The organism is Clostridium sp. Marseille-Q7071 (assembly GCF_965112025.1).
Genome location: NZ_CBCOPR010000001.1, coordinates 3709693 through 3731520, shown reverse-complemented (window position 1 = coordinate 3731520; position 21828 = coordinate 3709693). Strand labels below are relative to the sequence as shown.

At 27.4% G+C, this 21828-nt stretch carries 26 protein-coding genes; 20 read left to right on the top strand and 6 right to left on the bottom strand.

Going from position 1 to position 21828, the window contains the following annotated elements; genetic code table 11:
- The first annotated feature begins 3 nt into the window (after positions 1 to 3).
- The 12 genes from ACWPW7_RS17745 (at position 4) to helD (ending at position 9692) form a co-directional block, all read left to right on the top strand.
- Positions 4 to 651, top strand: a complete 648-nt coding sequence (locus ACWPW7_RS17745) for a LysM peptidoglycan-binding domain-containing protein (RefSeq protein ID WP_454054572.1) — start codon at positions 4 to 6, stop codon at positions 649 to 651.
- Entirely contained in the window at positions 648 to 1625 is a 978-nt protein-coding gene (locus ACWPW7_RS17740; protein ID WP_454054571.1) for an XkdQ/YqbQ family protein, read from the top strand. Before ACWPW7_RS17745 ends, ACWPW7_RS17740 begins: the two co-directional genes overlap by 4 nt.
- A gap of 1 nt (position 1626) precedes the next feature.
- Positions 1627 to 1974 carry a DUF2577 domain-containing protein gene (locus ACWPW7_RS17735; protein WP_454054570.1) on the top strand — a complete coding sequence of 116 codons (348 nt, stop codon included), beginning with the start codon at positions 1627 to 1629 and terminating at the stop codon, positions 1972 to 1974.
- Complete coding sequence (locus tag ACWPW7_RS17730) at positions 1971 to 2411, top strand: DUF2634 domain-containing protein (protein ID WP_454054569.1); 441 nt, start codon at positions 1971 to 1973, stop codon at positions 2409 to 2411. The genes ACWPW7_RS17735 and ACWPW7_RS17730 overlap by 4 nt, the downstream gene beginning before the upstream one ends.
- Positions 2404 to 3468, top strand: coding sequence for a baseplate J/gp47 family protein (locus ACWPW7_RS17725; RefSeq protein ID WP_454054568.1), 1065 nt, complete (start codon positions 2404 to 2406; stop codon positions 3466 to 3468). Before ACWPW7_RS17730 ends, ACWPW7_RS17725 begins: the two co-directional genes overlap by 8 nt.
- Complete coding sequence (locus ACWPW7_RS17720) at positions 3458 to 4003, top strand: YmfQ family protein (RefSeq protein ID WP_454054567.1); 546 nt, start codon at positions 3458 to 3460, stop codon at positions 4001 to 4003. The genes ACWPW7_RS17725 and ACWPW7_RS17720 overlap by 11 nt, the downstream gene beginning before the upstream one ends.
- An 11-nt stretch (positions 4004 to 4014) precedes the next feature.
- The gene (locus tag ACWPW7_RS17715; protein ID WP_454054566.1) at positions 4015 to 5097 is read left to right on the top strand and encodes a hypothetical protein; all 1083 of its coding nucleotides are present in this window, start codon (positions 4015 to 4017) and stop codon (positions 5095 to 5097) included.
- A gap of 13 nt (positions 5098 to 5110) precedes the next feature.
- Positions 5111 to 5380 carry a hypothetical protein gene (locus ACWPW7_RS17710; protein ID WP_454054565.1) on the top strand — a complete coding sequence of 90 codons (270 nt, stop codon included), beginning with the start codon at positions 5111 to 5113 and terminating at the stop codon, positions 5378 to 5380.
- A 2-nt stretch (positions 5381 to 5382) separates the two neighbouring features.
- Complete coding sequence (locus ACWPW7_RS17705) at positions 5383 to 5511, top strand: hypothetical protein (protein WP_454054564.1); 129 nt, start codon at positions 5383 to 5385, stop codon at positions 5509 to 5511.
- Between the two features lie 325 nt (positions 5512 to 5836).
- Positions 5837 to 6268 (top strand): phage holin family protein, encoded by a 432-nt coding sequence (locus ACWPW7_RS17700; protein ID WP_052268320.1) that lies wholly within the window; start codon positions 5837 to 5839, stop codon positions 6266 to 6268.
- Complete coding sequence (locus tag ACWPW7_RS17695; RefSeq protein ID WP_454054563.1) at positions 6252 to 7019, top strand: N-acetylmuramoyl-L-alanine amidase; 768 nt, start codon at positions 6252 to 6254, stop codon at positions 7017 to 7019. The genes ACWPW7_RS17700 and ACWPW7_RS17695 overlap by 17 nt, the downstream gene beginning before the upstream one ends.
- Before the next feature lie 423 nt (positions 7020 to 7442).
- Complete coding sequence (gene helD / locus ACWPW7_RS17690; RefSeq protein ID WP_454054562.1) at positions 7443 to 9692, top strand: RNA polymerase recycling motor HelD; 2250 nt, start codon at positions 7443 to 7445, stop codon at positions 9690 to 9692.
- A gap of 370 nt (positions 9693 to 10062) precedes the next feature.
- Here helD and ACWPW7_RS17685 read toward each other — a convergent pair whose 3' ends face one another.
- Positions 10063 to 10647: a hypothetical protein gene (locus ACWPW7_RS17685; RefSeq protein ID WP_454054561.1), complete on the bottom strand. Its 585-nt coding sequence runs from the start codon at positions 10645 to 10647 to the stop codon at positions 10063 to 10065.
- Between the two features lie 342 nt (positions 10648 to 10989).
- On the opposite strand from ACWPW7_RS17685, the gene ACWPW7_RS17680 reads away from it, so the two are divergent.
- From ACWPW7_RS17680 to ACWPW7_RS17660, 5 genes are all read left to right on the top strand, one after another.
- Positions 10990 to 11253: a hypothetical protein gene (locus tag ACWPW7_RS17680; RefSeq protein ID WP_039637097.1), complete on the top strand. Its 264-nt coding sequence runs from the start codon at positions 10990 to 10992 to the stop codon at positions 11251 to 11253.
- 309 nt (positions 11254 to 11562) lie between these two features.
- Positions 11563 to 12450, top strand: coding sequence for a conjugal transfer protein TrbL family protein (locus tag ACWPW7_RS17675; protein WP_454054560.1), 888 nt, complete (start codon positions 11563 to 11565; stop codon positions 12448 to 12450).
- A 16-nt stretch (positions 12451 to 12466) separates the two neighbouring features.
- Positions 12467 to 12802, top strand: coding sequence for a hypothetical protein (locus ACWPW7_RS17670; RefSeq protein ID WP_454054559.1), 336 nt, complete (start codon positions 12467 to 12469; stop codon positions 12800 to 12802).
- Positions 12753 to 15167, top strand: a complete 2415-nt coding sequence (locus tag ACWPW7_RS17665; protein WP_454054558.1) for a VirB4 family type IV secretion system protein — start codon at positions 12753 to 12755, stop codon at positions 15165 to 15167. Before ACWPW7_RS17670 ends, ACWPW7_RS17665 begins: the two co-directional genes overlap by 50 nt.
- 24 nt (positions 15168 to 15191) lie before the next feature.
- Positions 15192 to 16184 (top strand): glycoside hydrolase family 73 protein, encoded by a 993-nt coding sequence (locus tag ACWPW7_RS17660; RefSeq protein ID WP_454054557.1) that lies wholly within the window; start codon positions 15192 to 15194, stop codon positions 16182 to 16184.
- A 111-nt stretch (positions 16185 to 16295) separates the two neighbouring features.
- Here the strand turns inward: ACWPW7_RS17660 and ACWPW7_RS17655 are convergent, their stop codons facing one another.
- Entirely contained in the window at positions 16296 to 16745 is a 450-nt protein-coding gene (locus tag ACWPW7_RS17655; RefSeq protein WP_454054556.1) for a GNAT family N-acetyltransferase, read from the bottom strand.
- A 277-nt stretch (positions 16746 to 17022) separates the two neighbouring features.
- Between ACWPW7_RS17655 and ACWPW7_RS17650 the strand changes: the two genes are divergently transcribed.
- The 3 genes from ACWPW7_RS17650 to ACWPW7_RS17640 all read left to right on the top strand — a co-directional run bounded on the left by ACWPW7_RS17650 (position 17023) and on the right by ACWPW7_RS17640 (position 18954).
- Entirely contained in the window at positions 17023 to 17190 is a 168-nt protein-coding gene (locus ACWPW7_RS17650; protein ID WP_454054555.1) for a hypothetical protein, read from the top strand.
- A gap of 450 nt (positions 17191 to 17640) precedes the next feature.
- Positions 17641 to 17805 carry a hypothetical protein gene (locus tag ACWPW7_RS17645; protein ID WP_291559355.1) on the top strand — a complete coding sequence of 55 codons (165 nt, stop codon included), beginning with the start codon at positions 17641 to 17643 and terminating at the stop codon, positions 17803 to 17805.
- A 483-nt stretch (positions 17806 to 18288) separates the two neighbouring features.
- On the top strand, positions 18289 to 18954 hold the full coding sequence (locus tag ACWPW7_RS17640) for a Type 1 glutamine amidotransferase-like domain-containing protein (RefSeq protein ID WP_454054554.1): 666 nt from the start codon (positions 18289 to 18291) through the stop codon (positions 18952 to 18954).
- Between the two features lie 159 nt (positions 18955 to 19113).
- Here the strand turns inward: ACWPW7_RS17640 and ACWPW7_RS17635 are convergent, their stop codons facing one another.
- The 4 genes from ACWPW7_RS17635 to ACWPW7_RS17620 all read right to left on the bottom strand — a co-directional run bounded on the left by ACWPW7_RS17635 (position 19114) and on the right by ACWPW7_RS17620 (position 21611).
- Positions 19114 to 19311, bottom strand: a complete 198-nt coding sequence (locus ACWPW7_RS17635) for a hypothetical protein (protein WP_454054553.1) — start codon at positions 19309 to 19311, stop codon at positions 19114 to 19116.
- A 79-nt stretch (positions 19312 to 19390) separates the two neighbouring features.
- Positions 19391 to 20014 carry a hypothetical protein gene (locus ACWPW7_RS17630; RefSeq protein WP_454054552.1) on the bottom strand — a complete coding sequence of 208 codons (624 nt, stop codon included), beginning with the start codon at positions 20012 to 20014 and terminating at the stop codon, positions 19391 to 19393.
- 31 nt (positions 20015 to 20045) lie between these two features.
- A complete protein-coding gene (locus tag ACWPW7_RS17625; RefSeq protein ID WP_454054551.1) occupies positions 20046 to 20714 on the bottom strand; it encodes a hypothetical protein in 669 nt (222 codons plus the stop codon).
- Between the two features lie 186 nt (positions 20715 to 20900).
- The gene (locus ACWPW7_RS17620; RefSeq protein WP_454054550.1) at positions 20901 to 21611 is read right to left on the bottom strand and encodes a hypothetical protein; all 711 of its coding nucleotides are present in this window, start codon (positions 21609 to 21611) and stop codon (positions 20901 to 20903) included.
- Between the last annotated feature and the right edge of the window lie 217 nt (positions 21612 to 21828).

Genomic DNA, 21828 nt, shown 5'->3' with positions numbered 1-21828 from the left:
ATTATGGAATTTTGGATAATTCAAGACAATGATAAATTAATGTTCCCAGTAATTCCTCCATCCTTTGAAGTAGGCTCAGGTACTTTAAATAAAACTGTAAATGTAGAACAATTAGGTGAAGTGACTTTTTTAGCAAAATCACCTCCTAAAACTCTAAAAGTATCTAGCTTTTTTCCAAGCCAAGAATATAGTTTCGCTTCATATAAAGACTCATCAGAACCTTATGAGGCAATAGAGCTTATTAATAATTTTAAAGAAAATATGAAACCAGTAAGATTTATAATAACTGAAACTCCTATTAATAGCTTGTTTTCTATAGAAAACTTTAGCTATCTAGAGCAAGATGGAACTAGAGATGTTTATTTTACGTTAGATTTAAAAGAGTACAATCCAATAAAAGTTCCATCAAAGATAGTAGGAAAGCATGGCTATAGTCATGATAAGGTCAATATGAAAGGTGCGAATAATATTGCATCTACCATAAGACCAGTAGATGTAAAGCCTAAAACCTATACAACTAAAGTAGGAGATACATTTCCACTGATATCAAAAAAATTTACTGGAGATAGTGATAATTGGAGAGAGTTAGCAGAAAAAAATGGATTTAAAGGCAACTTTAATTTAAAGCCAGGAACGGTGATAAAATTATGATAAAAGTTTATGCACTATATGATAGATGGGTTGTCACAGAAATAACACCAATGATTAAATCCCTATCTTTGACTGGAAGTATAAGCCAATGTGCTAGAAAACTTACGGGAACTATAACTTATTCTATATTTGATAGAAATCATGATAGAACTCAAATAAGACCTAATACTGTAGTTTGGGTAGTAGATGATAGAGGTGTAGAAATTTTTAGAGGAATTGTTTTCGATAGACAGTTAAATAGCAGTGAAGAACTTACCTTTAATGCTTATGACTTTTTAATATACTTTACAAAGTCTAAAGGGTCCTATAATTTCAATCAAATAACAGCTGAAGACATAACAAGAAAAATATGTAGTGAAGCAGAGGTAAGGGTGGGGAATATAGCTAAAACTGGAGTTAAAATTAGTGATATTCCTCAAAACACTTCTTTTTATGACATCATAATGAGAGCTTATACCAAGGCTAGGGATAAAACTAATAAATGTTATATACCAATGATGAACAAGGACCAATTCAATTTAATTGAAAAAGGTAAGCTTATTGATGGATTAGTTCTTGAACCTAATAAAAACATTATAAGTTGTAATTATGATGATTCAATGGAAAATATGATTAACAGAGTAAAAATCTTTGATGAAAATAACAACTTTTTAACTAAGGTAGAAAATCAAAAGAATATAACTATGTATGGAGTTCTACAAGAAAGCGTTACAAAAGATGATGATGGATATATGGATAAGGCAAAACAAATGTTACAGGATATAGAAAGTAATGTAAATATAGAGGCATTAGGAGATATTAGATGTATTACTGGTTACGCAGTAAAAGCCAAAATATGGTATATCAGTGCTTTAGTTGATTGCATATTATATATCGACTCTGATACTCATACCTTTGACTTAGCATCAAATCAGCACACTATGAGTCTTACAGCAAGTCTACAAAATAAAATGGATTTAAAGGAGGGAAACTAAATTGAGTGAGTGTTATGGAGAATTTATAAAACTAATTAGGGATCAAGGTAAGTACTTCAATCCTCCTTCAGTAGAATTAGGTGAAATTATTTCTACAAGTCCTCTTTCCATTAAAGCAAGTGATATTACCCTTAGCAAAGAAAATTTATATATAAGTGAACATCTACTTAAAGATAACGTAGAAGTAAGTTTTAATGGAGAAGTTAAAATTGAAGGTTCAATTAAAAATATAACCATAGATAAGAAAAAAGTTGATTTTGATAAAACTTTAAAATCTGGAGATGGTGTAGCACTTATAAAGATTAGTAGCTCTAAATTTTTAGTATTATGTAAGGTGGTGAAACTGTGAGTATTTTTCCAACATTCACCGATGAAGATATGAAGGTTATAGAAGAGGTTGAAAATGAATTAAATACTAATGAGGAGATCCCACATGAGTATGCTTGGGATTTTCAAAAAAATGAATTTATCTTAAAGGATGGTAAATTTGTAGTAGTAGAAGGACTAGAAGCCCTTAATATATGGATAAGAAAGGTATTAATTACAGAGAGATATAGATATTTAGCTTATACTACTGATTATGGTAGTGAAATAGAAAGCCTAGTAGGGGAAAATTATTCTAAAGAACTTACTAAGTCGGAAATAAAAAGATTTTTAAAAGAAGCTTTAGAAATTAATCCGCATATTAAAGGTATAAGTGACATTGATGTTCTAAGCTACAAGGATAAAATAACAGTGAATTTTAAAGTAGAAACAGATTTAGGGGAGGTTAAGGTAAGTGTATAGTGAAAATGAAAAATTAATACTTGATAGAATGATGAAAAAAGTGCCTTCAGATATAGATAAGTCTGAAGGTTCATTTATTTATGATGCCCTTTCTCCCATTTCCTTAGAACTTATGCAAAGTAAATTACAACTTGATGAAATAGTAAACAAGGTGTTTGCAATAAAAGCTGCTGAAAATGGTTATAGTGAAGAGTTAGAATTAAAGGCTAAAGAATTTGGGATCTATAGAAAAGCTGGAATAAAAGCTAAAGTAAAACTGACCATTGAAGGAAGTAAAGATACTTTAATACCTAAAGAAAGCATCTTTCAAACAGAAGGTGGGCTTAGGTTTATAACCATAGAGGAGAGTATTATAAAAAATGATAAAACCTTTGTGGAGGCTATGGCAGAGGAAGTTGGAAACAAATATAATGTGCCAGCTAAAATTATAAACAGTATTCCTATTTCGATTCCAGGAGTAAGTGCTGTTATAAATGAGGAAGGAGCAACTGGAGGTATCAGCATTGAAAGTGATGAAGAACTTTTAAAGAGATTGCTGCTTAAAGTTAGACTTCCAGCTACCAGTGGAAATATTCATCATTATAAATTATGGGCACTTGAAGTAAATGGAGTAGGAAATGCAGTGGTAATACCACTTTATAAGGGGCCTGGAACAGTTAAGGTAGTAGTTATGGATAACAACAATAAAAAACCAAATGAGGATTTAATAACTTCTATAAAAGAATATATTGAAGCTCAAAGACCTATAGGAGCAGAAGTAGATGTAGTTGGAGTGGAGGAAATACCTATAAATATAAAGGTAAAACTACAATTAGCTAGCTATGCAAACCAAGAGGAAGTAAAAATTCAAATAGAAAATGCTGTAACTAAGTATTTAAACACCTTAGCTTTTAAAGATCCACTTATTAGATATACAAGAATAGCAAATTTACTACTAGATATTCCTCCTATCATTGATTATAGTGAATTAACCATCAATGATGGAACTTCCAATATAGAAATTGACACAGGGGCAGTTGGAGTTTTGGGAAAGGTGGAGATAGAAAGTGAAGCTTAAAAAATATCTTCCCTCCTTTATAGGAAATTCTAAAATATTTTCTAAAATCTATGAAATCGAACAAAGTGAAATTGATGATTATAACAATTTAATTGAAGACTTGGTAAATCAATGCTTTGTTGAAAAAGCCACTTGGGGACTTAGCTTATGGGAGGATTTTTTAGATATAAAAGCTAACCTTTCCTCACCAGAAGATTTTAGAAGAAGCGCCATAAAAGCAAAACTAAGAGGTCAAGGTATAGTTACTGTGGAGCTCATAAAGAATGTAAGTGAAAGTTTTTCCAATGGAGAGGTTGAAATTACTGAAAATATAGAACCTTACACCTTTGAAATAAAATTTGTAGGTACAAGAGGTATACCTCCTAACTTAGAAGGACTTAAAAAAGCTATAGAAGATATTAAACCAGCTCACTTATCTATAAAATATAAATTTACTTATATGACCTGGGATGAGTTTGAATTCTACAATAAAACCTGGGATCAATGGGAAGAACTAAACTTAACCTGGGATGAGTTTGAAAAATATAGAGAATAGAGGTGTAAATAATGTCAAGCAATGATAAAACTTCCAATTTGGAATTAAATCAATGGAATGGTAATGAATACCCTAAAAGAACAGACTTTATTGAAGATAATAAAAAAATAGATGAAGCATATAAAGAACTAAAAGACATTGTAAAAAATGGTGGAAAAGTATCTAGCGTAAATGGAAAAATTGGAGATGTTATTTTAAAGGCTGAAGATATTAAGACGGAGCAAGGTACAACAATTGAATCTCAATTGACTGAAACAGTGAACAAGGATGAGTTAAAAAAGGAATTAGAAAAAATAGATTTATCTGCAGATAAAATAAAATTAAATAATTCTAATTTTATTAGTAAAGACGTGAATGGTGCATTAAATGAAGTAAAAAAATATTTTGCAGATAAGTCGGATAAAGATCATACTCATAATAATTATATAATGAAAGATGCTTTACATGACAAAATTAAAATTTTAAATAGTAAGAAAAAAATTGATTTATATTTAGACAAAATAAATGGAACTTCAAATTTAGAAAATGGTTTTGACGGTAAATCATTTAATTCTATAAATAAATGCATAGAATTTATAGAAAAATATGTAACAAATCCCAATTTACAAATTACTATACTGCTTGCAGACAGAAATAATGCTGCAAAGGCTGATTTCACTAGCGAAGGTAAGATTAAGATTGAAGGAATTAAAAATGAAATTATGCTTAGTGGGTACGAAATAAGAATAAGGGTAAAAGGCTTATCTGTAGATGAGTGTGATAAGGTATATTTGAGTCATATAATATCTGAAGAAGAGGTTTATGTTAGCGATAGCACATGTAATATTTTTAGTTTACAATCCATAAACTCAGGTTCAAAAGGAATTAGTATAATTAATCGTTCAATATGTACTATAGGTGATTGTACAATTAGCAATAAATTTATTAGTGCAATATCAATTTCAGACTACTGTATTGTAATATCTACGTATAACTCTGGAACAAATAATGGGGATGGTATTAATGCTTCAGGCGTTGCATGTATTTTAGTATCACGTTCAGATAAATTAGGTACAAATGTTATTGGAGCGTCCGCATTAACAAAAATAACATAAAAGGAGGATATATATGTATCTTAAAAATAAAAAATTTTATGTAGGCATAGATAAGTCTAACCAACCTACTAATTTTGATAAAATAATAAAAGATGTCGTAAACAATAAAATAGAATGTTATCTTGATAATAAACTTGCTTTAACTTTATTTCCTATAGAAGATTGGTCTAAATATACAATAGAAGATGGAGAATTCTCAGAAGTAGACTTATCTTCAGAAGAACAAAGAATTTTAGACATTGAAAATATAATTGCAGATATTATTTTAATGAGGAGTATATAAATATGGTTAGAGATTATGTGGTTAGATTTTGGAAAAGGCAATTAGAGAATGGAAAAGAAAAAAAAGAATTACAAAGGTTACTTGAAAATGATATCATTACATTGGAAGAATATGAGGATATAATTAAATAACAAATTTAGTGCAGAATAAGCTAATAACATTTTTATGCTAATCATAAGCGTAAATTTATAGCTACTTAAAAATGTTAGTTAATTATATGAAGAATATAATTAAAAATTTTAAATTTAAAGCCTTTTATTTTATAATTTTACACTATTAAGGATAGTATAAAAAGCACTATCTCGTAAATTTAGATAGTGACTTCTCGCAGTTCCTTAAATAAAAAATTATAAAGTAACTCTAAAATTGTGAATTTTGAATTAAAAAGCTGTGGTTTTTCACAGCTTTTTTAGGTGGTGATATAATATTGAAATTTTATTAAATGCTTTAAAGAGCATGGGTTCTGTAAAAGAAAGGGGAATAACAACAGGATTTATTGGAGGATTGATTAGTATAATAACTTATTTCTTTGGTGGATGGGATATAATACTTCAAGTGCTTATTGTTTTTATGTTTTTAGATTATATTACAGGAGTGATAGGTGCTTATATTGGTGGAAAGTTGAGTTCTAAGGAAGGATTACAGGGAGTAGTTAAGAAAATATTGGTGCTAATGCTTTTGATTGTACCAGTATTATTAGATAGACTTATTGGCTCCGGTGGTTCTCTTAGAACTCTGTTTTGTTTTTTTATGATATCAAACGAAGGAATAAGTATTTGCGAAAATGCAGTAAAGTTAGGGGTACCTATGCCAAAGCAAATTATTGATGCTTTAGAGCAGCTTAAAGGTGATAAAAAAGGAGGAGAAAGGGATGAAAATAACACATAGAGCAGGTCATAATGAAGCGTGTCCTGGTAGTAAATATTATGTAGATGAAGTAGTAGAAAACAGAAAAATTCACAGCTCTATAATAAAATATCTATCTATGGCAAAACATTCTCTTATAGATTGTACTCCTCGTAATATATCAGGGGTTAATGAGGAACTTACCTATGGAATTAATAGTGCAAACAATGTTAAAGGAGATATATTTTTCTCCACTCATTTAAATTGCTATGAACCAACAGAAGCAGCTAGAGGAGCAGAGGTTCTAATTTATCCTGGAGATAAGAAAACAAGCGCTATTGGTGAAAGAATACTTAAAAATTTAGAAAACTTAGGTTTTAAAAATAGAGGAGTTAAAGAGCAAAATAATTTAGCAGAACTAAATTCAATATACTATAGTTCTATGATTATAGAATGTTTTTTTGTAGATAGTAAAGCGGATGTGGAATTATATAAAAAGCTTGGAGCAGATATAATAGGAAAAGTTATAGCGGAAGGTATTCATGGAACTAAGGTAAATATGGAAAAAAGTAAAAATATAATTGTAATTAACAATGAAGTAGATAGAAGAGCAGCACTATATTTAGCTGATTATCTAAATTGTAACATTATAGAAGCAAAGGACTTTGTATCTGGTATTGGAGAAAAAGTATATGTAATTGGTGGTGGAATAAATATTCCTAATTCAATAATAATAGCTGGTAAAGATAGATATGACACCTGTAATAAGGTTTTAGATTTTATTATAAAATAGGAAGTATTTCAAAAGGAATAAAATTTAAATTAATTTCTTAAATAAATTTTTATTATGCCAATTGTTAAGATAAGTATTGAATTTAGCTTAACAATTGGCAATAATAAACGATATTTTATATACAAAAAAATAAAAGCCATGGAACTATTCCATGAACTTACAATTACTGGTAATTTATTTTGGGTATAAATGCAATACCTTAATATTAATTTCTTAATTTATACTTATACTATAATAAAAAAACTCTAAACTGTCAAGAGAAATAGAGATATTTTTATTAAATTTATATTTAAGTCATAAATATTGAAATATAGACAATTACATAAACCATGGGGGAGCTTTCCATTTTACCACATCTAATATAGAATAGAATTTGTCTCAATGAACAATGTGGCACAAATATAAATTTGTGAGGTGATCTCTATGGTTAAAAATAACCATCCTGATTATGATGAAGAGGTATTAAGATTAAATACCATCTTAGAATACTTAATTAATTATAACAAAAAAGTTTTTGAAGAAAAAAGAGAACTTGATGAGGCTGTTAATTATGGATATTCCCATTACAACTCAGATAACGCAGAACAGTTTAATGAATTAGTTATAAACACTGCATTACAAAAGAGTCTACAATCTAAGGTGAGAGGATTAGAAAAAAGCATAGAAAAGCCTTATTTTGCTAGAGTTGATTTTAAAGAAGAAGGCAAAGAAAATATTCAAAAGCTTTATGTAGGAAAAACTTCTTTAGTTGATGATGAAAGTAATGAACTTTTAATAGTAGATTGGAGAGCTCCAATTGCTACTCTTTACTATGAGGGAAGATTAGGAACTGCTCAGTATGAGTGTGAAGATGGGGGCATAAATGGTAATATAAGCTTAAAAAGGCAATATGCCATTGAAAAATCTAAGCTTTTAGACATTTATGATATAGACATAACCACTAATGATGAGTTTCTTCAAGCAAGTCTTAACTCTTTAAAAGATAATAGATTAAAAGATATAGTTTCAACTATTCAAGAGGAACAAAATAGAGTTATAAGGGCTAATATGTGGAAGCCTCTAATAGTTCAAGGTGCTGCTGGTGGAGGGAAGACTACTATAGCGCTTCATAGAATAGCATACCTATTATACAACAATGAAAAGACTCTATCACCAGATAATTTTATGATAATAGCTCCTAATAGATTTTTCTTAAGCTATATATCAGACGTTTTACCTGAATTAGGCGTGGATAATGTAAAACAAAATACCTTTGAGGATTTTGCTCTTGAATTTATAGAGGAAGATCTAAAAATAATTGATCCATCAATAAAACTTAGAAATATAATAGAAGGAAATAAAAATCTCTCAAAAATCACTTCCTTTAAAACTTCCATAGAATTTAAAAAATTAATAGATAGATTTCTTAAACATGTAGAAGTAACTTATATTCCTAAATTAGACTTTAAAGTAAATGAAACAATTCTTTATTCATATAAGGAAATAATAGAATTGTTTAAAAATGATTATAGTTATTTGCCTTTTGAAAAGAGGATAAATGAAATAAGAAAGCATTTTATAAATAAAACAAAAGCTGATAAGCAAAAAATATTAGATAAAATAGAAAATGATTATGAGGATAAACTCAATGAAATTAGATGGGCTTTCAAAGATTCACCTGAAAGAAGGGCCAAAATTATTGAGGTTGCTGATGAGAGAGATGAACTTTTTAAAAGAGTTAAGAATAAACTAAGCAGCTTAGTAAGGGATTATTTTAAAAATATTAAACCACTATCTACAACAGAATATTATAAGGAATTTATCATGTCTTTAATAAAATGGAAACCAGATGGCGTAATAGGAGAGATGGCAAAAGAGACCTTAAAAAATTTAGAAAATAATCTAATAGAAATTGAAGATTTAGCTCCACTTATGTATATAAAGTTAAAGGTATATGGAATTGAAGAAAGTTTAAATTTAAAACATATAGTAATTGATGAAGCGCAGGACTTTAACTTATTACAATTTCATGTATTAAAAGAAATACTGGGATCTGGCTCAATGACCATATTAGGAGATATATGTCAAGGAATATACAGTTATAGAGGGACTAATGATTGGGATATGGTTAATAACTATATTTTTGATGAGGAAGCTCAAATGCTTGGCTTAGAACAGAGCTATAGAACAACAATTGAAATAATGAATGGGGCAACGGAAGTATTAAGAGCATTAAAAGATGAAAAATTACCAGTAGCTAAACCTGTTATAAGACATGGAGAAGAAATAGCTATAAATTTAATGAAAGATTATTATAGCCTTGCATTACAATTAGAAAAGGATATAAGTGAGAACAAAAACAAGGGATATAAATCTCTTGCATTGATATGTAAAACCTTAGAAGAATGTAAAAGGCTTAAGATAGAATTAGATAAGAACAATATAAAGGTTAACTTAGTTGAAGGTGGAGAAAATGATTTTACTGGAGGAGTTGTATTAATACCTTCATATCTAGTAAAAGGATTAGAGTTTGATATGGTAGTTATATGCAATGCCTCCAAAGAAAACTACTCAGAAAATCAATTAGATGTTAAGCTTTTATATGTAGCTATGACAAGACCACTTCATAATTTAAAGATATACCATATTGGTGAAAAAACAGAACTTTTAAAAAGTGAATTTTTTCATAAATAAATCTTCATAAATTAAAAATTAAGAATGAAAAATAAAGAATTGTGGTTAAAACTTCACCAGCAGAGTCTTAGGAGTTTTTTTAGAATAGATTTTATTTTAGAAATTTGCTAAGGATGAATTTCTTTCTAAATTAGTACTGTTAATTGTCAATCTTTAATTTTAAGGAATTAAGCTATTTTTATAGAGAATCTATATACTATTAAGATATTAACATGAAATATACAAAAATTCTAAACTACAGCTTAAAGAAATAGGAATTAAACTTCTTTTATTCTAAGCTGTAGTTTTATATATTAATTACATAAAAAACTATTTCATACTTTATTTTTACCTCTTAAGGTTAAGTAAAAAACATTTTGAATTTCCCTAATTATTTTTCTATTAAAATGTTAGCTTCTTTTAATGCCTCATAAATATATTTACTGTTTCGTATATCTTCTGAACTTTTATTTCCAAGTTTGTCAATAAAAAAGCTACTTTCTACATCTCTAATCAAAATTTCAGGTAAAAAATTTGATCTTCTTAGGCTAAGGGGAAATCCTGCACAATAGATTCTTTTACCTTTTGCTGTTATAACAACTGCATCCCATTCTTTTGTTCCTAATAACTTACTTCCTGCATTATCAGAATTTGTATTATAACTCACTTTAATCTTATGTTTTTTTAAATAATTTTTAGTTAGCTCTATTTCATGAGTATTCCAATGATATTTTTTTATATCTTCCTCTGTAATTAATGGCATTTCATCTATAAGTAATTCCTCAAGTTTTAACTCAGGTTTTATATATTCACCTTTTTCATTTCTTCCGTAACTTAAAGCACCACTTTTATGTTCTTCCTTTACAAGGTATATTGCAAATTTCGGTTCATTTTTAATCTGCTTTTCATTGCTGCAACACATAAATGAAATACTTGATAAAATTACAAGAAGTATAATAACTAATATTCTTTTCACAACTTCACCTCCTAGAGTATTCCTGAGAAAAATCAATGCATATAAGATATTAAAAGTAGCTATTTAGTATATTACGAAACATAATTCAATGGAGCTTATTTTTTCCCTTTATATGTTGAAAAAAATATATAAAAGTTAAGTATGTATATAAATCTAAAGTATAAATATGTAGATTTATGGTAGAAGAAACTAAATTATTGTAGAATTTATTAAAATATGCATTGTAAAATATAGGATATTTGTGGATAATATAACTTTTTAAATAAATATTTGTAAAAATCTTTATATTAAAGTAAATATTTAGTATAATTAAATAGAAAAAGGAAGGAGGGTGTATCAATTATGAATTTTTTAATAATGGCTTCAAGTAATCCATTTGTACCTAAAATAACAGCAATACTAAATGATATTAAGGGATGGTTTTTAGCTTTAGTGGCAGTGGTTACAGTAGTAGTAATTCTTATTCACTCATTTAAATATTTTCAAGGGGATGGATCAGAGAAAGCGGAAGCTATATCCAATATTAAAAAGACTGTTTACATGGGTGGAGGTGTTTTCTTTTTAATTTGGTTTGCAACTTATGTAGTGGACAAGATGAAAGTATAAACTATAAGCTTCAGATTATTGCTGAAGCTTTTTGCAAGTAGGACAAGCTTTTACATATATAAAGATACTAGTTGCAAAGTTCAGTATAGATTAATATAGTTACAGCTTTATGTGTTTAAATTCACAATTATGATTAAAATTAATTTTTACTAATAACATATTATTTCACTTTAGGATTTAAGCTAGCAATTCTATTATTAGCTTTTAACTGAAAAATTGATTTAAAGTCTTTTTTTTATAGGATAAATTTGAAAAATTCTTTATTTGCAATCAGTTAGAAGTCACTCTTAGTAAATAAGGAGGTGCAATATGGATTGGATTATTAATAATATTACAGAAGGAATCTGGGGATTTTTTGCTAAGTTATGTTCTAACATAATAAATGAGGCATTTAAATTTATAACGGAAACTATTATTAATATAACTGACATAAATAGATATATAAATATTAATAAATACTTAGTATATATTCAAATAATTGCTGCTTCATTTCTATTAGTTAGAATAGCCTGGGAAGCTTTAAAATATCAAAGCGGCGGTGTATTGGGAGGAAATAATGGATCAATTTCGGCACTTATGATTAAAGTTTTGCAGTCAGGTGCTGCTATTTATGTATTACCTTATTTAGTGATAGATGTTTTATTACCAATTAATAATGCGTTAATGAAGTTTATTCAAGCTATAGGCATTGAAATAACTGAAGAACATTTTAGTAAGACAAAAACTTTAGTAGGTAATCTTTCCGATTTAGGTCAGCTTATGATTTTAGTACTATTAATCCTAGGAATAGGGTTTCTTATATTAGCTATTGCAGGAAGCATAAGATATATTGAATTACTTATATGTATTTTATTTGCTCCAATTGCAGCTGTATCCATTGTAAATGATGGAGAAGGCACTGAGGTATGGTTTAAAGAGACCATATGTATTGTATTCACTCAATCAATACACATGTTTTTACTTCAAATATTAATTACAATAATGACTACTGTAGATGGAATTATGATGGCAGTATTAAGTATAGCATCTATTTCTATAATGCTTAAAGGTCCTCAAGTTTTAAGGAACTTTTTATATACTTCTGGCACAGGTTCACTTTCAGTTAAAACAGCAGGAACTGCTGCAAGAGGCTATGGAAAAATGAGAGCCATGAAACGTATGGTAAAATCTTCGTCCCCTATTGGACCATTAGTTTAATTAAGGAGTAGTAATCATGAATAAAAGAAGTATTCCACGACATGTGGATGGTAGAGTTAAAATAGGACCAATGACTGCAAGAAATTTTATTAAATTTTTTCCAATTTTTATTATAGAAGTTTTCGCAATATTAAGTAATTTTAGCCCTATAACTTTATTTTTTGGGGTGTTAGCAATAGGGCTAACTACTATTTTATTTGCTGAGTTCAACAATAGAGAAACAGGATTAGATATTTTGAAGGATATCATAAGATATGAATTAGAAGGCAACATAATTTATGAGAGGGGATGTGAGTTAGAAGATGTTCGCAAAGTTATTTGGAACAAGATCGAAAATACCAAAGAAAAATAATATAAAAAATAAAGAAGAAACTTTTAACTTACCCATAAAAGATGTGAAAGACATTATTATAGGCAATGATCATAAGTATAAGTTAGTTGCTAAGGTTACTCCCATCAATGGAGAATTGGCACCAGAAGATATGTTAAGAGATATATCTAATGCGATCCAAGGAGCATTAAATTCCTTTGAAGGAAGACAAGGTATTTATATACAAAGTGAAAGAGTTGATATATCACTTAATATTAAAAATATAGAAAAACAAAAAGAAGAATTATCTGATGAATTTAGAATAGAACTTCTAGAAGAACAAAAGAAGTATTTAGAAAGTATAGCTAATAAAAGCAGAACAGTATTAAATTTTTACATGGTTCTAGAGATTAAAGATAAAAATAGTGATACTGCAAGACAAGTTTTAGAAGATGCTTATATAAGTGTGAAAAATGAATTAGAATCACAGGAAATGTATGTGGAACAATTAAAAGAAAAAGAAATAAAGCAGTTATTATATGAGAAGATGAATCCGGAACAAAGTCAGGTAGAACCCTATAAAGAGGATTGGTTACTAGAAAATATATATCCACAAAATGCTGTAAGATTTAAAGATGGTAGACATTTAGAAATAGAAAACAGATTATATAGATTTTATGCTATATCAAAATATCCTCAAAATGTAGATGAATATAGATGGCTTAAAAAGCTATTAAACATAAGAGGAGATGTAAATATTGCAATAATATTAAACCCTAAAAATAAAGCTACTATAATAAAAGAATTATCTAAAGCCGTTGATGAGCTAAATGCTAGGGCAATATCAGCAAAGGATGAGGCTTCAAGACAGAAATATTTTAAACAAGAAGAAAGTGCTAAAAACATGATAGAGGAGTTAGGGAATGATAACGTTAGTCTCTATGATACCAATATCACTATAGGAATAAGCGCAAAGGATATTCAAGAACTTGATACTCTTTCAAACATAGTAAGGTCTAAAATATCAAGCTCTTATCTTCAAAGTACTGAAATTAAAAGAAAGGGCTTTGAACCTTTTTATACAATAATGCCCATTCTTGCAGATAATAAAATTACTGAAAATTATATCTGGAATTTAAGCACAAAGGATGTAGCATCAATAATACCCTTTGATTCTTCAGAATTCATGGAGCAAAGTGGAACACTTATTGGAGAAAATGAAATAAGTAGAGGATTGGTAATAGCAAACTATAGAAATAAATTATATAACAATGCTCATATGTGTATATTAGCGGATTCAGGCTCAGGGAAAACGTTCTTTATAAAAACTGATGCTATAAGAAATATACCCTATGTTGATTATACAATCATGTTCGATATTAAAGGAGATTTAAATTTCCCTTGGGGGAAAAGGTATATATTTTCTGCAACTTCAGGAACCATAGTTAATCCCTTTCACATTAGAAATACCATATCAGATAATTCTATGGAACAACAAGAAGTAAAAAGTGATATTGGAATATATTTATCTCAAAAAATAATGGATCTTATAGTATTTTTTAAATGGATAATTCCAGAGCTTACACCCTATGATGAAAGTTTATTAGAAGAAGACATAAGAGATTCATATAAAAAATGTAGTTTGAATTTTCAAAGCATAGAACTACCTAAAGAATTTTGTACTATGTCAACTTTAGATGAAGTAATGGAAGAAAAAATAAAAAGCTCTGATGCAGAGATGGAATTGGAAAGAAGAAAATATTTAAAAGCCTGTATTAAACCATATTCAAAAGGTACTTACTCTAAAATATTTAATGGTCAAACAAATTGGAATTTTGATAAGTTTACTGTATTTGATATATCTAATATTCCTGAGGCTGTTAAAAAACCATTATATGATATTTTACTTAAAGATACATGGCAGTTTGCTAAAAAGGATGGAACTATAAATCCTACAAGAAAAGATATATATGTAGATGAATGTCATGAATTTGCAGACCCTCAAAATCCGCAGACACTTATGTTTTTATCTACTAAATTAAGTAAACAGGGAAGGGGATTTGGAATAAGGCTTATTACTGCAACTCAAAACTTACCAGACTTTTTAAGTATTCCTCGATTTGGACAAGCAATTATAGATAATTCATACTTTAAATTATTTATGCGACTAGGAGAAAGTGATATTCCTGTAGCTAAAAAACTATATTCATTTAGTGATAGTGAAATAAAAATATTAAAAGGTACAGGCGGTAAGAAAAAGGGGAGCAAAGGTAAAGGTATATTTATTGTTGGCTCTCAAAGGGTAGTTATACAAACTAGAGCATCGAAATTTGAATTAGAAGTTATAGATCCTGTTCAATTTGAAGAAATATATGGAGTTAAATCAAGATATTTAAACTTAGGTTAGGCTGGTGATTATATGAATCCATATGTGGTCATAAAGGGTGCATCACTATTAAAAAAATACTGGAAGCAGATATTACTTTTTTTTATTGCATTACTTATGATACCTATTATGTTTGCCACCTCATTTGTAGTAATTAAAACGGTGCCAGCAGCAGATGAAGAGATTATTAGAATGTATATAAGTGGAGCTCAAAGTGCTAGCGAGGAAAATGTTAAAGTTGATTGGCGTGATTTAATGGCAATTGATGCAGTTAGATATAAACAAAATTTTAAAGATGTAAAATCTGGTGATGTTTTATCCTTAGGAGAATCTTTTATAGAAGAATATATAGAAGAAAGAAAAGTTATTATAACAAATATTAAAGGAGAAGAAGTAGAAAGAGTAGAAAAGGTAACAGCCTATAGAAGAAAAAACCTAGATCAAGTAATGGATGAAATGGGATTTTCAGAAGAAGAAAAGAGAGATATTAAACTTTATAGAGATATAGGTTTAAATTTGCTAAATGAACAGTTTGGAGGAGGAATTTTAATAGATGGAGAAGGAGTACCTCTTAACTTAACACAAGAAGAATTCATTAATAAAGTAATACCAGGAGCTGAGAGCACTTATAAAAAATATGGAGTATTGCCTTCAATAAGTATATCACAGGCCATATTAGAATCAGGTTGGGGGAGCTCAGGGCTCACAGCTAAAGCAAATAATTTATTTGGTATAAAGGCCTTTTACTGGAGTGGAAAATATGTTGAAATGCTAACCTATGAATGGTATGGAGGAGTGAAGGTTGAGGTTAAAGCAGCTTTTAGAGCTTATGATTCCTGGGACCATTCTCTTGAAGATCACGGAAAATTTTTAGTTGAAAATAGCATTTATTCTGAGGCAGGATTTTTTAATGCAAAGGATCATATTGGTCAAGCTTTTGCATTGCAAAGGGCAGGATATGCCACAGATCCTAACTATGCAGTTACACTTATAAGCTTAATTGAGCAATATAATTTACATCAATATGATAAAAAATAAAGAATTGTTATATCTATATTATTAAAGAAAATAACTAGACAAGGATACTGGCTAGTTATTTTTTTCAATATAATCTATTAATATTGTGAAATAATTTATTATAGTTTTAAATTATAGTATTTTTTCAAAGGATGTTAAATAAAAACCGTCTTTAATTTTGATGTCTTTAATTTTCTTATAGCCATTTTTCATATATAGATTTACAGCAGGTATATTTTCTTTTCCGGTACATACTATTATATTTTTTATATTATTAATTTTTTCTACAAAGTTAATAAGCTCCTTTGCAATACCTCTTTTAAAGAAAGAAGGATGTACTGCAACCCTATGGATATCTAAAGTGTCATCTTCAATTTTATAGGAAACAATGCCAGCTAGAATATCATCAATAAAATATCCGTAAAAAATTTCATTGCATTGTTTTAAAGTATTAATTGTGTCTTTTAATGGTGGTATTTCATCAAATCCAATAATTTCTGTTTCAATCTTATAAGATGCTATTTGTACATCTAGTATTTTTTCTAGAACTTTTTCATCCTTTAAATCAAGCCGATTTATCATATACAGGTTCCTCCATTACTCTTTAAATTTTTAACTATCGAGGTTATAATTTCATATACAAATTATACCATTAACTTAAAGGAAGAGAATATAAAATTATGAAAAAGTAGGTTTTTAATGATAAGATTAGAATTTCTAATTTGTATTTAATGTTGTTTTAAGCTATTATTACTATTCTTTTAATTTAAATAACTTAGTATATGATTATAGAAAGCTAAGATGAAAATAATTATTCTTAGTTACATTATAAATTTAATGATGAAAGGATGTATACTTTATGAATATTATTAGAAGAAACATAGAAAATGAGGTTAGTGATACAAAGGATATTAACATAGAAAAAAATAGTAAGATAAAAAAATGGGGAATTGCAGCTTTAGTAGTGTTAGTATCTTTAAGTATAGCAAAAAAAGCTATTAACAGTAATTGCAAGGCAGAAGAGTAGGGAGATTTATAAAGATTTTCTATTAACGTTAGAGTAAAAATAGGGTAAATATTATAGGGATATAAATGAAAACTTAAAATAAAATTTATTATAAAAAACTCTACAGGATTGGACAGTGGAGTTTTAACTATAATTCTTTATTTTTCATTCATAGAAAAGAATTTTTCTTGTTTAAATTATGTATAAGTTAGATTTTCATTAAGAATTCTTATATACGTTTTATAATAATAAGTTGAATTTCTATAATAATAGCTTTTCTGTGGGAATGAAAAATTAAGAGAAAAAAATTAAGAGTTAAGGGGAACTTTTAGTATATCATGAGAAGTTTTCAATTAATTACGTTTATTTTAATATGTTAATAAAAACATTTTATTAACATATTAAAAGTTAAAAGGACTTTAAATGCTTTGCAGTGAATATACCTCTAAGTTAAATCTTGGAGGTATATTTATGTTTGCTAGAGTTATTATTAATGTAATTCTTTTTATAATATCAATTTTATTAACACTTTCAGCACTTAAGAGTAAGGATGGCAAATATATTGCTTTAGGGATATTTCTTTTCTGCTATTCAGCATATAGTATCATATCATCTATATTAAAAAAGAAGCAATAAATAAAATCACACAGGAGCAGATAGAAACTAATAGAATTAAATATTATGATGATTACTTATAGGATTTTGCAAGGAACAATGAGAAATTAAAGTTTCTTTTATAATGATATAAAATATTTCTTTTAATATATTAGTATTTGTAGATAACCAGTATATATAGGGATACAATGCGAAAATTTAATATATACTCTGGAAAATAAATTTTCTATAAAAACAGATTAACCTCTTGAAAATTAAGGATTAATAATTAAAAATGAAAAATTTAGGATGAAATCCACTGTTAATGAATTTCTAAAATAAAATTTATCTTAAAAAACTCCAAAGGCTTTGACGGTGGAGTTTTAACCATAATTCTTCATTATTCATTCTTAATTTTTAATTCATGGTAAAATTTTATTATGGAAATCAAAATCATGCATAAGTTAAATTTTCATTAAGGAATCCTATAATATAAGTTATGGTAAATTAATAGGAGGGATATTAATGGTTAATATACTATTTAGTGAATATAATTTTCATGAAAGATGGGCAAAAGATACAATAGAAAAATATATAAATTGTAATGATAAGGTTTTGATAATACCATTTTCTTTTAATGAAAAGATAAGTAATAATATGGAATGGGAGTATGCTTACAGTAAGAACAATGGAAAGTATTACAACAGTGCTATTCTACCATTTTTGAACTATGGAATTGCAGAAGAAAATATAAACTGGATAAATTATTTTAAAGATACCAAGGAAAATGCAAAAGAAAAGGTAAGAAATAGTGATATAATATTTTTCACCGGAGGTTTACCTGATAAAATGATGTGTCGTTTAAAGGAATTCGACTTAATAAATGACATTGAAAATTTTACTGGGATTATTATAGGCAGTAGTGCTGGAGCAATGATTCAGATATCAGAGTATCATATTACTCCTGATGAAAACTATGATAAATTTTCATATAATAAAGGATTAAATTTGATTAAAGATTTTGGTATTGAAGTTCATTATGAGGAGACAGAAATGCAAAAAAGTTATATCAATAAAGTATTAAATGAAAAGAAGGATAGGGTATATGCAATTAAGAATACCGGTGGAATAATTGTTAACAATAATCAAATTACATTACTGGGAGATATAGAGATATTTAATAGAAAATAGTTCATACTTTTCTTATGGTTTTCATTAGAATTTAAATAATTGAATATAAAAAACTATGCTAAATTGAAGTTAGCATAGTTTTTGATTTTAAATTTGCTATTAAGTTAAAATTTACACTCTTAAAAATAAACATTAACAAAATTATTACATCTTTTATAGTTATAGACTTGATAATACTTCTTCAATCATAACTTTTAAATCTTCATCTGAAATATTTTTAAGTTCTTGTTGAACTATATTTAGTTGTTCTTCATCTATGGATTTGGCAAATACTATTTTGCAATAGTTTTTATATCTATCTAAAGATAAGAAGCCAATATATGATCTTATTAATTTTACTATATTTTCTGCTGACACATCTTTAAAGTTACATTGAAAAATTCTTTTACTTTTTTAGATGATAGACAAGCTAAAAAAAATTTTAACAAACTTTAACTTATTTTTTTTTATCTATATTACCATATTTATCATTTAATTTCTTAAGTTTTTCACCAGCTTCTTTAGCATCACCTAAAGATGCCTTGAAAAATTCATCGTTAGTAGCTATAGTCCAATGATTATTAACGCTTCTTTTTAAATCTATATCAAGAATTAGCATAGCTGTTTCAGCATTCTTATCTTTTACAGAGTCATATATGTAAGTCATCTCTATATTTTTAGCATCTTCTAAGTTATTAAGCTTTCCCTCTAATAAGGCTTTAGTAACTATAGGAGATATGTCATTAGGAAGTCTATCAATAATAGGTACTAAATCTATATAATTTATTTTTACCTTTACTTTAGCATTAGTTAAAGAAGTGTGGGACTCTAATATTTTATATTCTATTTTTGAAGATAAAACTGTTTGAATTTTTTTATCCATTAAAGTATAATTAAAATCTTTAGAATCCTCTTCAGTTAATTTATCATCAATAAAGTTGCTAGCTTCAATAAATCCTTTTGATTTTAGAGTGTTAAAATAATTTTCTACCACTGTCTCAGGGTTTGTACCACAACCTACTAAAGTTAAAGAAAATATTAAAAAGATATAAATCATCATTAATTTTTTTATTTTATTCATATTTGCCCTCCATGTAAGTAAAAAAATGTTTTTATTCAGTTAAATTAGATAAATCAATATCATTCATATGTTTTTTTATATAGTTTTCTGTAGCAGCATCAAAGAGTTCAGGTGTAATTTCATGCAAAAATCCAGATATTATGTCTGCAAAAGCATCATCTTCATTAACAACCCATTGAACGCCATCTTTAATCAAGCCTATGGTTATTTCAGAAGTAGATTTCTTAATAGTATTAGATTTTAATTTATTAGCTATGCCTTTAAAGAAAATTTCTACAAATTCTTCCTCTGAATATGTTTCGTCTTCAAGGTATACTAGCATAAATTCTTCTAGACAGTTTTCTAATATTTCAGGAATGAAAGGTTTTAAATCTAAAGCAGTAACTTTAACTTTTACTGTAGAGGTGTTACCATCAATAGTACTTTCACCTATTTCGTATTCTAAGCTTTCTAATATAGGAAATATAATATCTTTTATAATCAATCTAAAGCTTTCACTATCAGAATCTTTAATTAAATCAGATTCTTCGTCTAAAATATAATCTTTTACAAGTTCCTCTACATCTAGTAGATTATGTGAATTTTTATATTCTTTTAAATATAAATCGGTTGCTTTTTCTGGTGATAACGTAAACTTTGAGCAACCTACCATAGTTATGGAAAGAATTAAAATTGTACAAAGTGTAATTAATTTTTTCAAGTATAAGTCCTCCTTAAATTTCTAGTATTTTTTTAATTAATTTAAAAATTAGTACTAAATAATTATAAGGGATGTCTCATTATAAAGTAAAGGTTTTCTTTAAGAATAATAGAATAAAGGTACCTCTTACAAGAAGTACCTTATTATAGATTAAAATATTTAATTGATACTAAAAAATAAAATTTATTAATTGCTTGGAGTTCCCATATCAAAGGATTTGAATTTTTCTCCTATCTTGTTTAGATTTCCAGCTAATATATTTTCAAGCTGAGTATTTTCATTAACAATCCATTCATTATTTTTTTTCTCTAAAGTCATTTCTATATCAGAACTTAATTTTTTTACATTTTCTCCTTTTGATGCTTTTATCAATTCATTTATAAGAATTCCAGCTATCTCTTGATCTGTAGGTTCTTTTCCATCAAGAGCTAATTTCATACCTTCGCTTATAAGTCCACCAAATATATCTTGAATTTTTTCACTAATATCTATAGCAGTGATATTTACTTTTGCTGTTGCTTTGTTGTCATTAATATTAGTTTCACCTATTTTATATTCTATGTTATTTGCTATTGGAATCATAAAATCCTTGATAAATTTATCAGTATTTTCTTTTCCCATTTCTTTAACAAAATCTGTATTAGAATCATCATTATTAAAAGCTTTAGCTAAAATTGTATTAACATCCTTAGATGATTTTAAATTTTCAGCTTTTTTTACATCTTTAAAATATTCATCTAAAACTTGTTCTGGTGTCATAGCCTCTTTTTTCTCCACCGTTTCTTTTTTAGATGAATTTCCTTCTTGTGATGAATCTTTTTTAGAGCATCCCGCTACAGTTAAAGATAATACCATAACTGTACAAAAAGTAATAATTTTTTTTATTGATTTGTTCATTTACAAATCCCCCTTATAATTTTATATTAGTCGCCTAAAGTCGATTAGTATAGTAACTGATCATTTTCTGAAGACGTCTTAAACAATTTAACCCCATTAAAATATTAAAATAATTAGCTAAATATTATTATATTTAAAGTTAATATAAAATTATATTAATAATATAAATATGAAAATATTAACATAAATGCAATATTTAGAACAAAGTTATTATAAT

Bases quoted from the DNA above. Each gene is read 5' to 3' on its own strand.
- ACWPW7_RS17645 (WP_291559355.1), top strand. From the start codon at position 17,641: ATGTTTGCTAGAGTTATTATTAATGTAATTCTTTTTATAATATCAATT.
- helD (WP_454054562.1), top strand. From the start codon at position 7,443: ATGGTTAAAAATAACCATCCTGATTATGATGAAGAGGTATTAAGATTA.
- ACWPW7_RS17630 (WP_454054552.1), bottom strand. From the start codon at position 20,014: ATGAATAAAATAAAAAAATTAATGATGATTTATATCTTTTTAATATTT.
- ACWPW7_RS17640 (WP_454054554.1), top strand. From the start codon at position 18,289: ATGGTTAATATACTATTTAGTGAATATAATTTTCATGAAAGATGGGCA.
- ACWPW7_RS17670 (WP_454054559.1), top strand. From the start codon at position 12,467: ATGAATAAAAGAAGTATTCCACGACATGTGGATGGTAGAGTTAAAATA.
- ACWPW7_RS17680 (WP_039637097.1), top strand. From the start codon at position 10,990: ATGAATTTTTTAATAATGGCTTCAAGTAATCCATTTGTACCTAAAATA.
- ACWPW7_RS17655 (WP_454054556.1), bottom strand. From the start codon at position 16,745: ATGATAAATCGGCTTGATTTAAAGGATGAAAAAGTTCTAGAAAAAATA.
- ACWPW7_RS17715 (WP_454054566.1), top strand. From the start codon at position 4,015: ATGTCAAGCAATGATAAAACTTCCAATTTGGAATTAAATCAATGGAAT.
- ACWPW7_RS17745 (WP_454054572.1), top strand. From the start codon at position 4: ATGGAATTTTGGATAATTCAAGACAATGATAAATTAATGTTCCCAGTA.
- ACWPW7_RS17695 (WP_454054563.1), top strand. From the start codon at position 6,252: ATGAAAATAACACATAGAGCAGGTCATAATGAAGCGTGTCCTGGTAGT.
- ACWPW7_RS17665 (WP_454054558.1), top strand. From the start codon at position 12,753: ATGTTCGCAAAGTTATTTGGAACAAGATCGAAAATACCAAAGAAAAAT.
- ACWPW7_RS17675 (WP_454054560.1), top strand. From the start codon at position 11,563: ATGGATTGGATTATTAATAATATTACAGAAGGAATCTGGGGATTTTTT.
- ACWPW7_RS17705 (WP_454054564.1), top strand. From the start codon at position 5,383: ATGGTTAGAGATTATGTGGTTAGATTTTGGAAAAGGCAATTAGAGAAT.
- ACWPW7_RS17710 (WP_454054565.1), top strand. From the start codon at position 5,111: ATGTATCTTAAAAATAAAAAATTTTATGTAGGCATAGATAAGTCTAAC.
- ACWPW7_RS17700 (WP_052268320.1), top strand. From the start codon at position 5,837: ATGGGTTCTGTAAAAGAAAGGGGAATAACAACAGGATTTATTGGAGGA.
- ACWPW7_RS17650 (WP_454054555.1), top strand. From the start codon at position 17,023: ATGAATATTATTAGAAGAAACATAGAAAATGAGGTTAGTGATACAAAG.
- ACWPW7_RS17740 (WP_454054571.1), top strand. From the start codon at position 648: ATGATAAAAGTTTATGCACTATATGATAGATGGGTTGTCACAGAAATA.
- ACWPW7_RS17620 (WP_454054550.1), bottom strand. From the start codon at position 21,611: ATGAACAAATCAATAAAAAAAATTATTACTTTTTGTACAGTTATGGTA.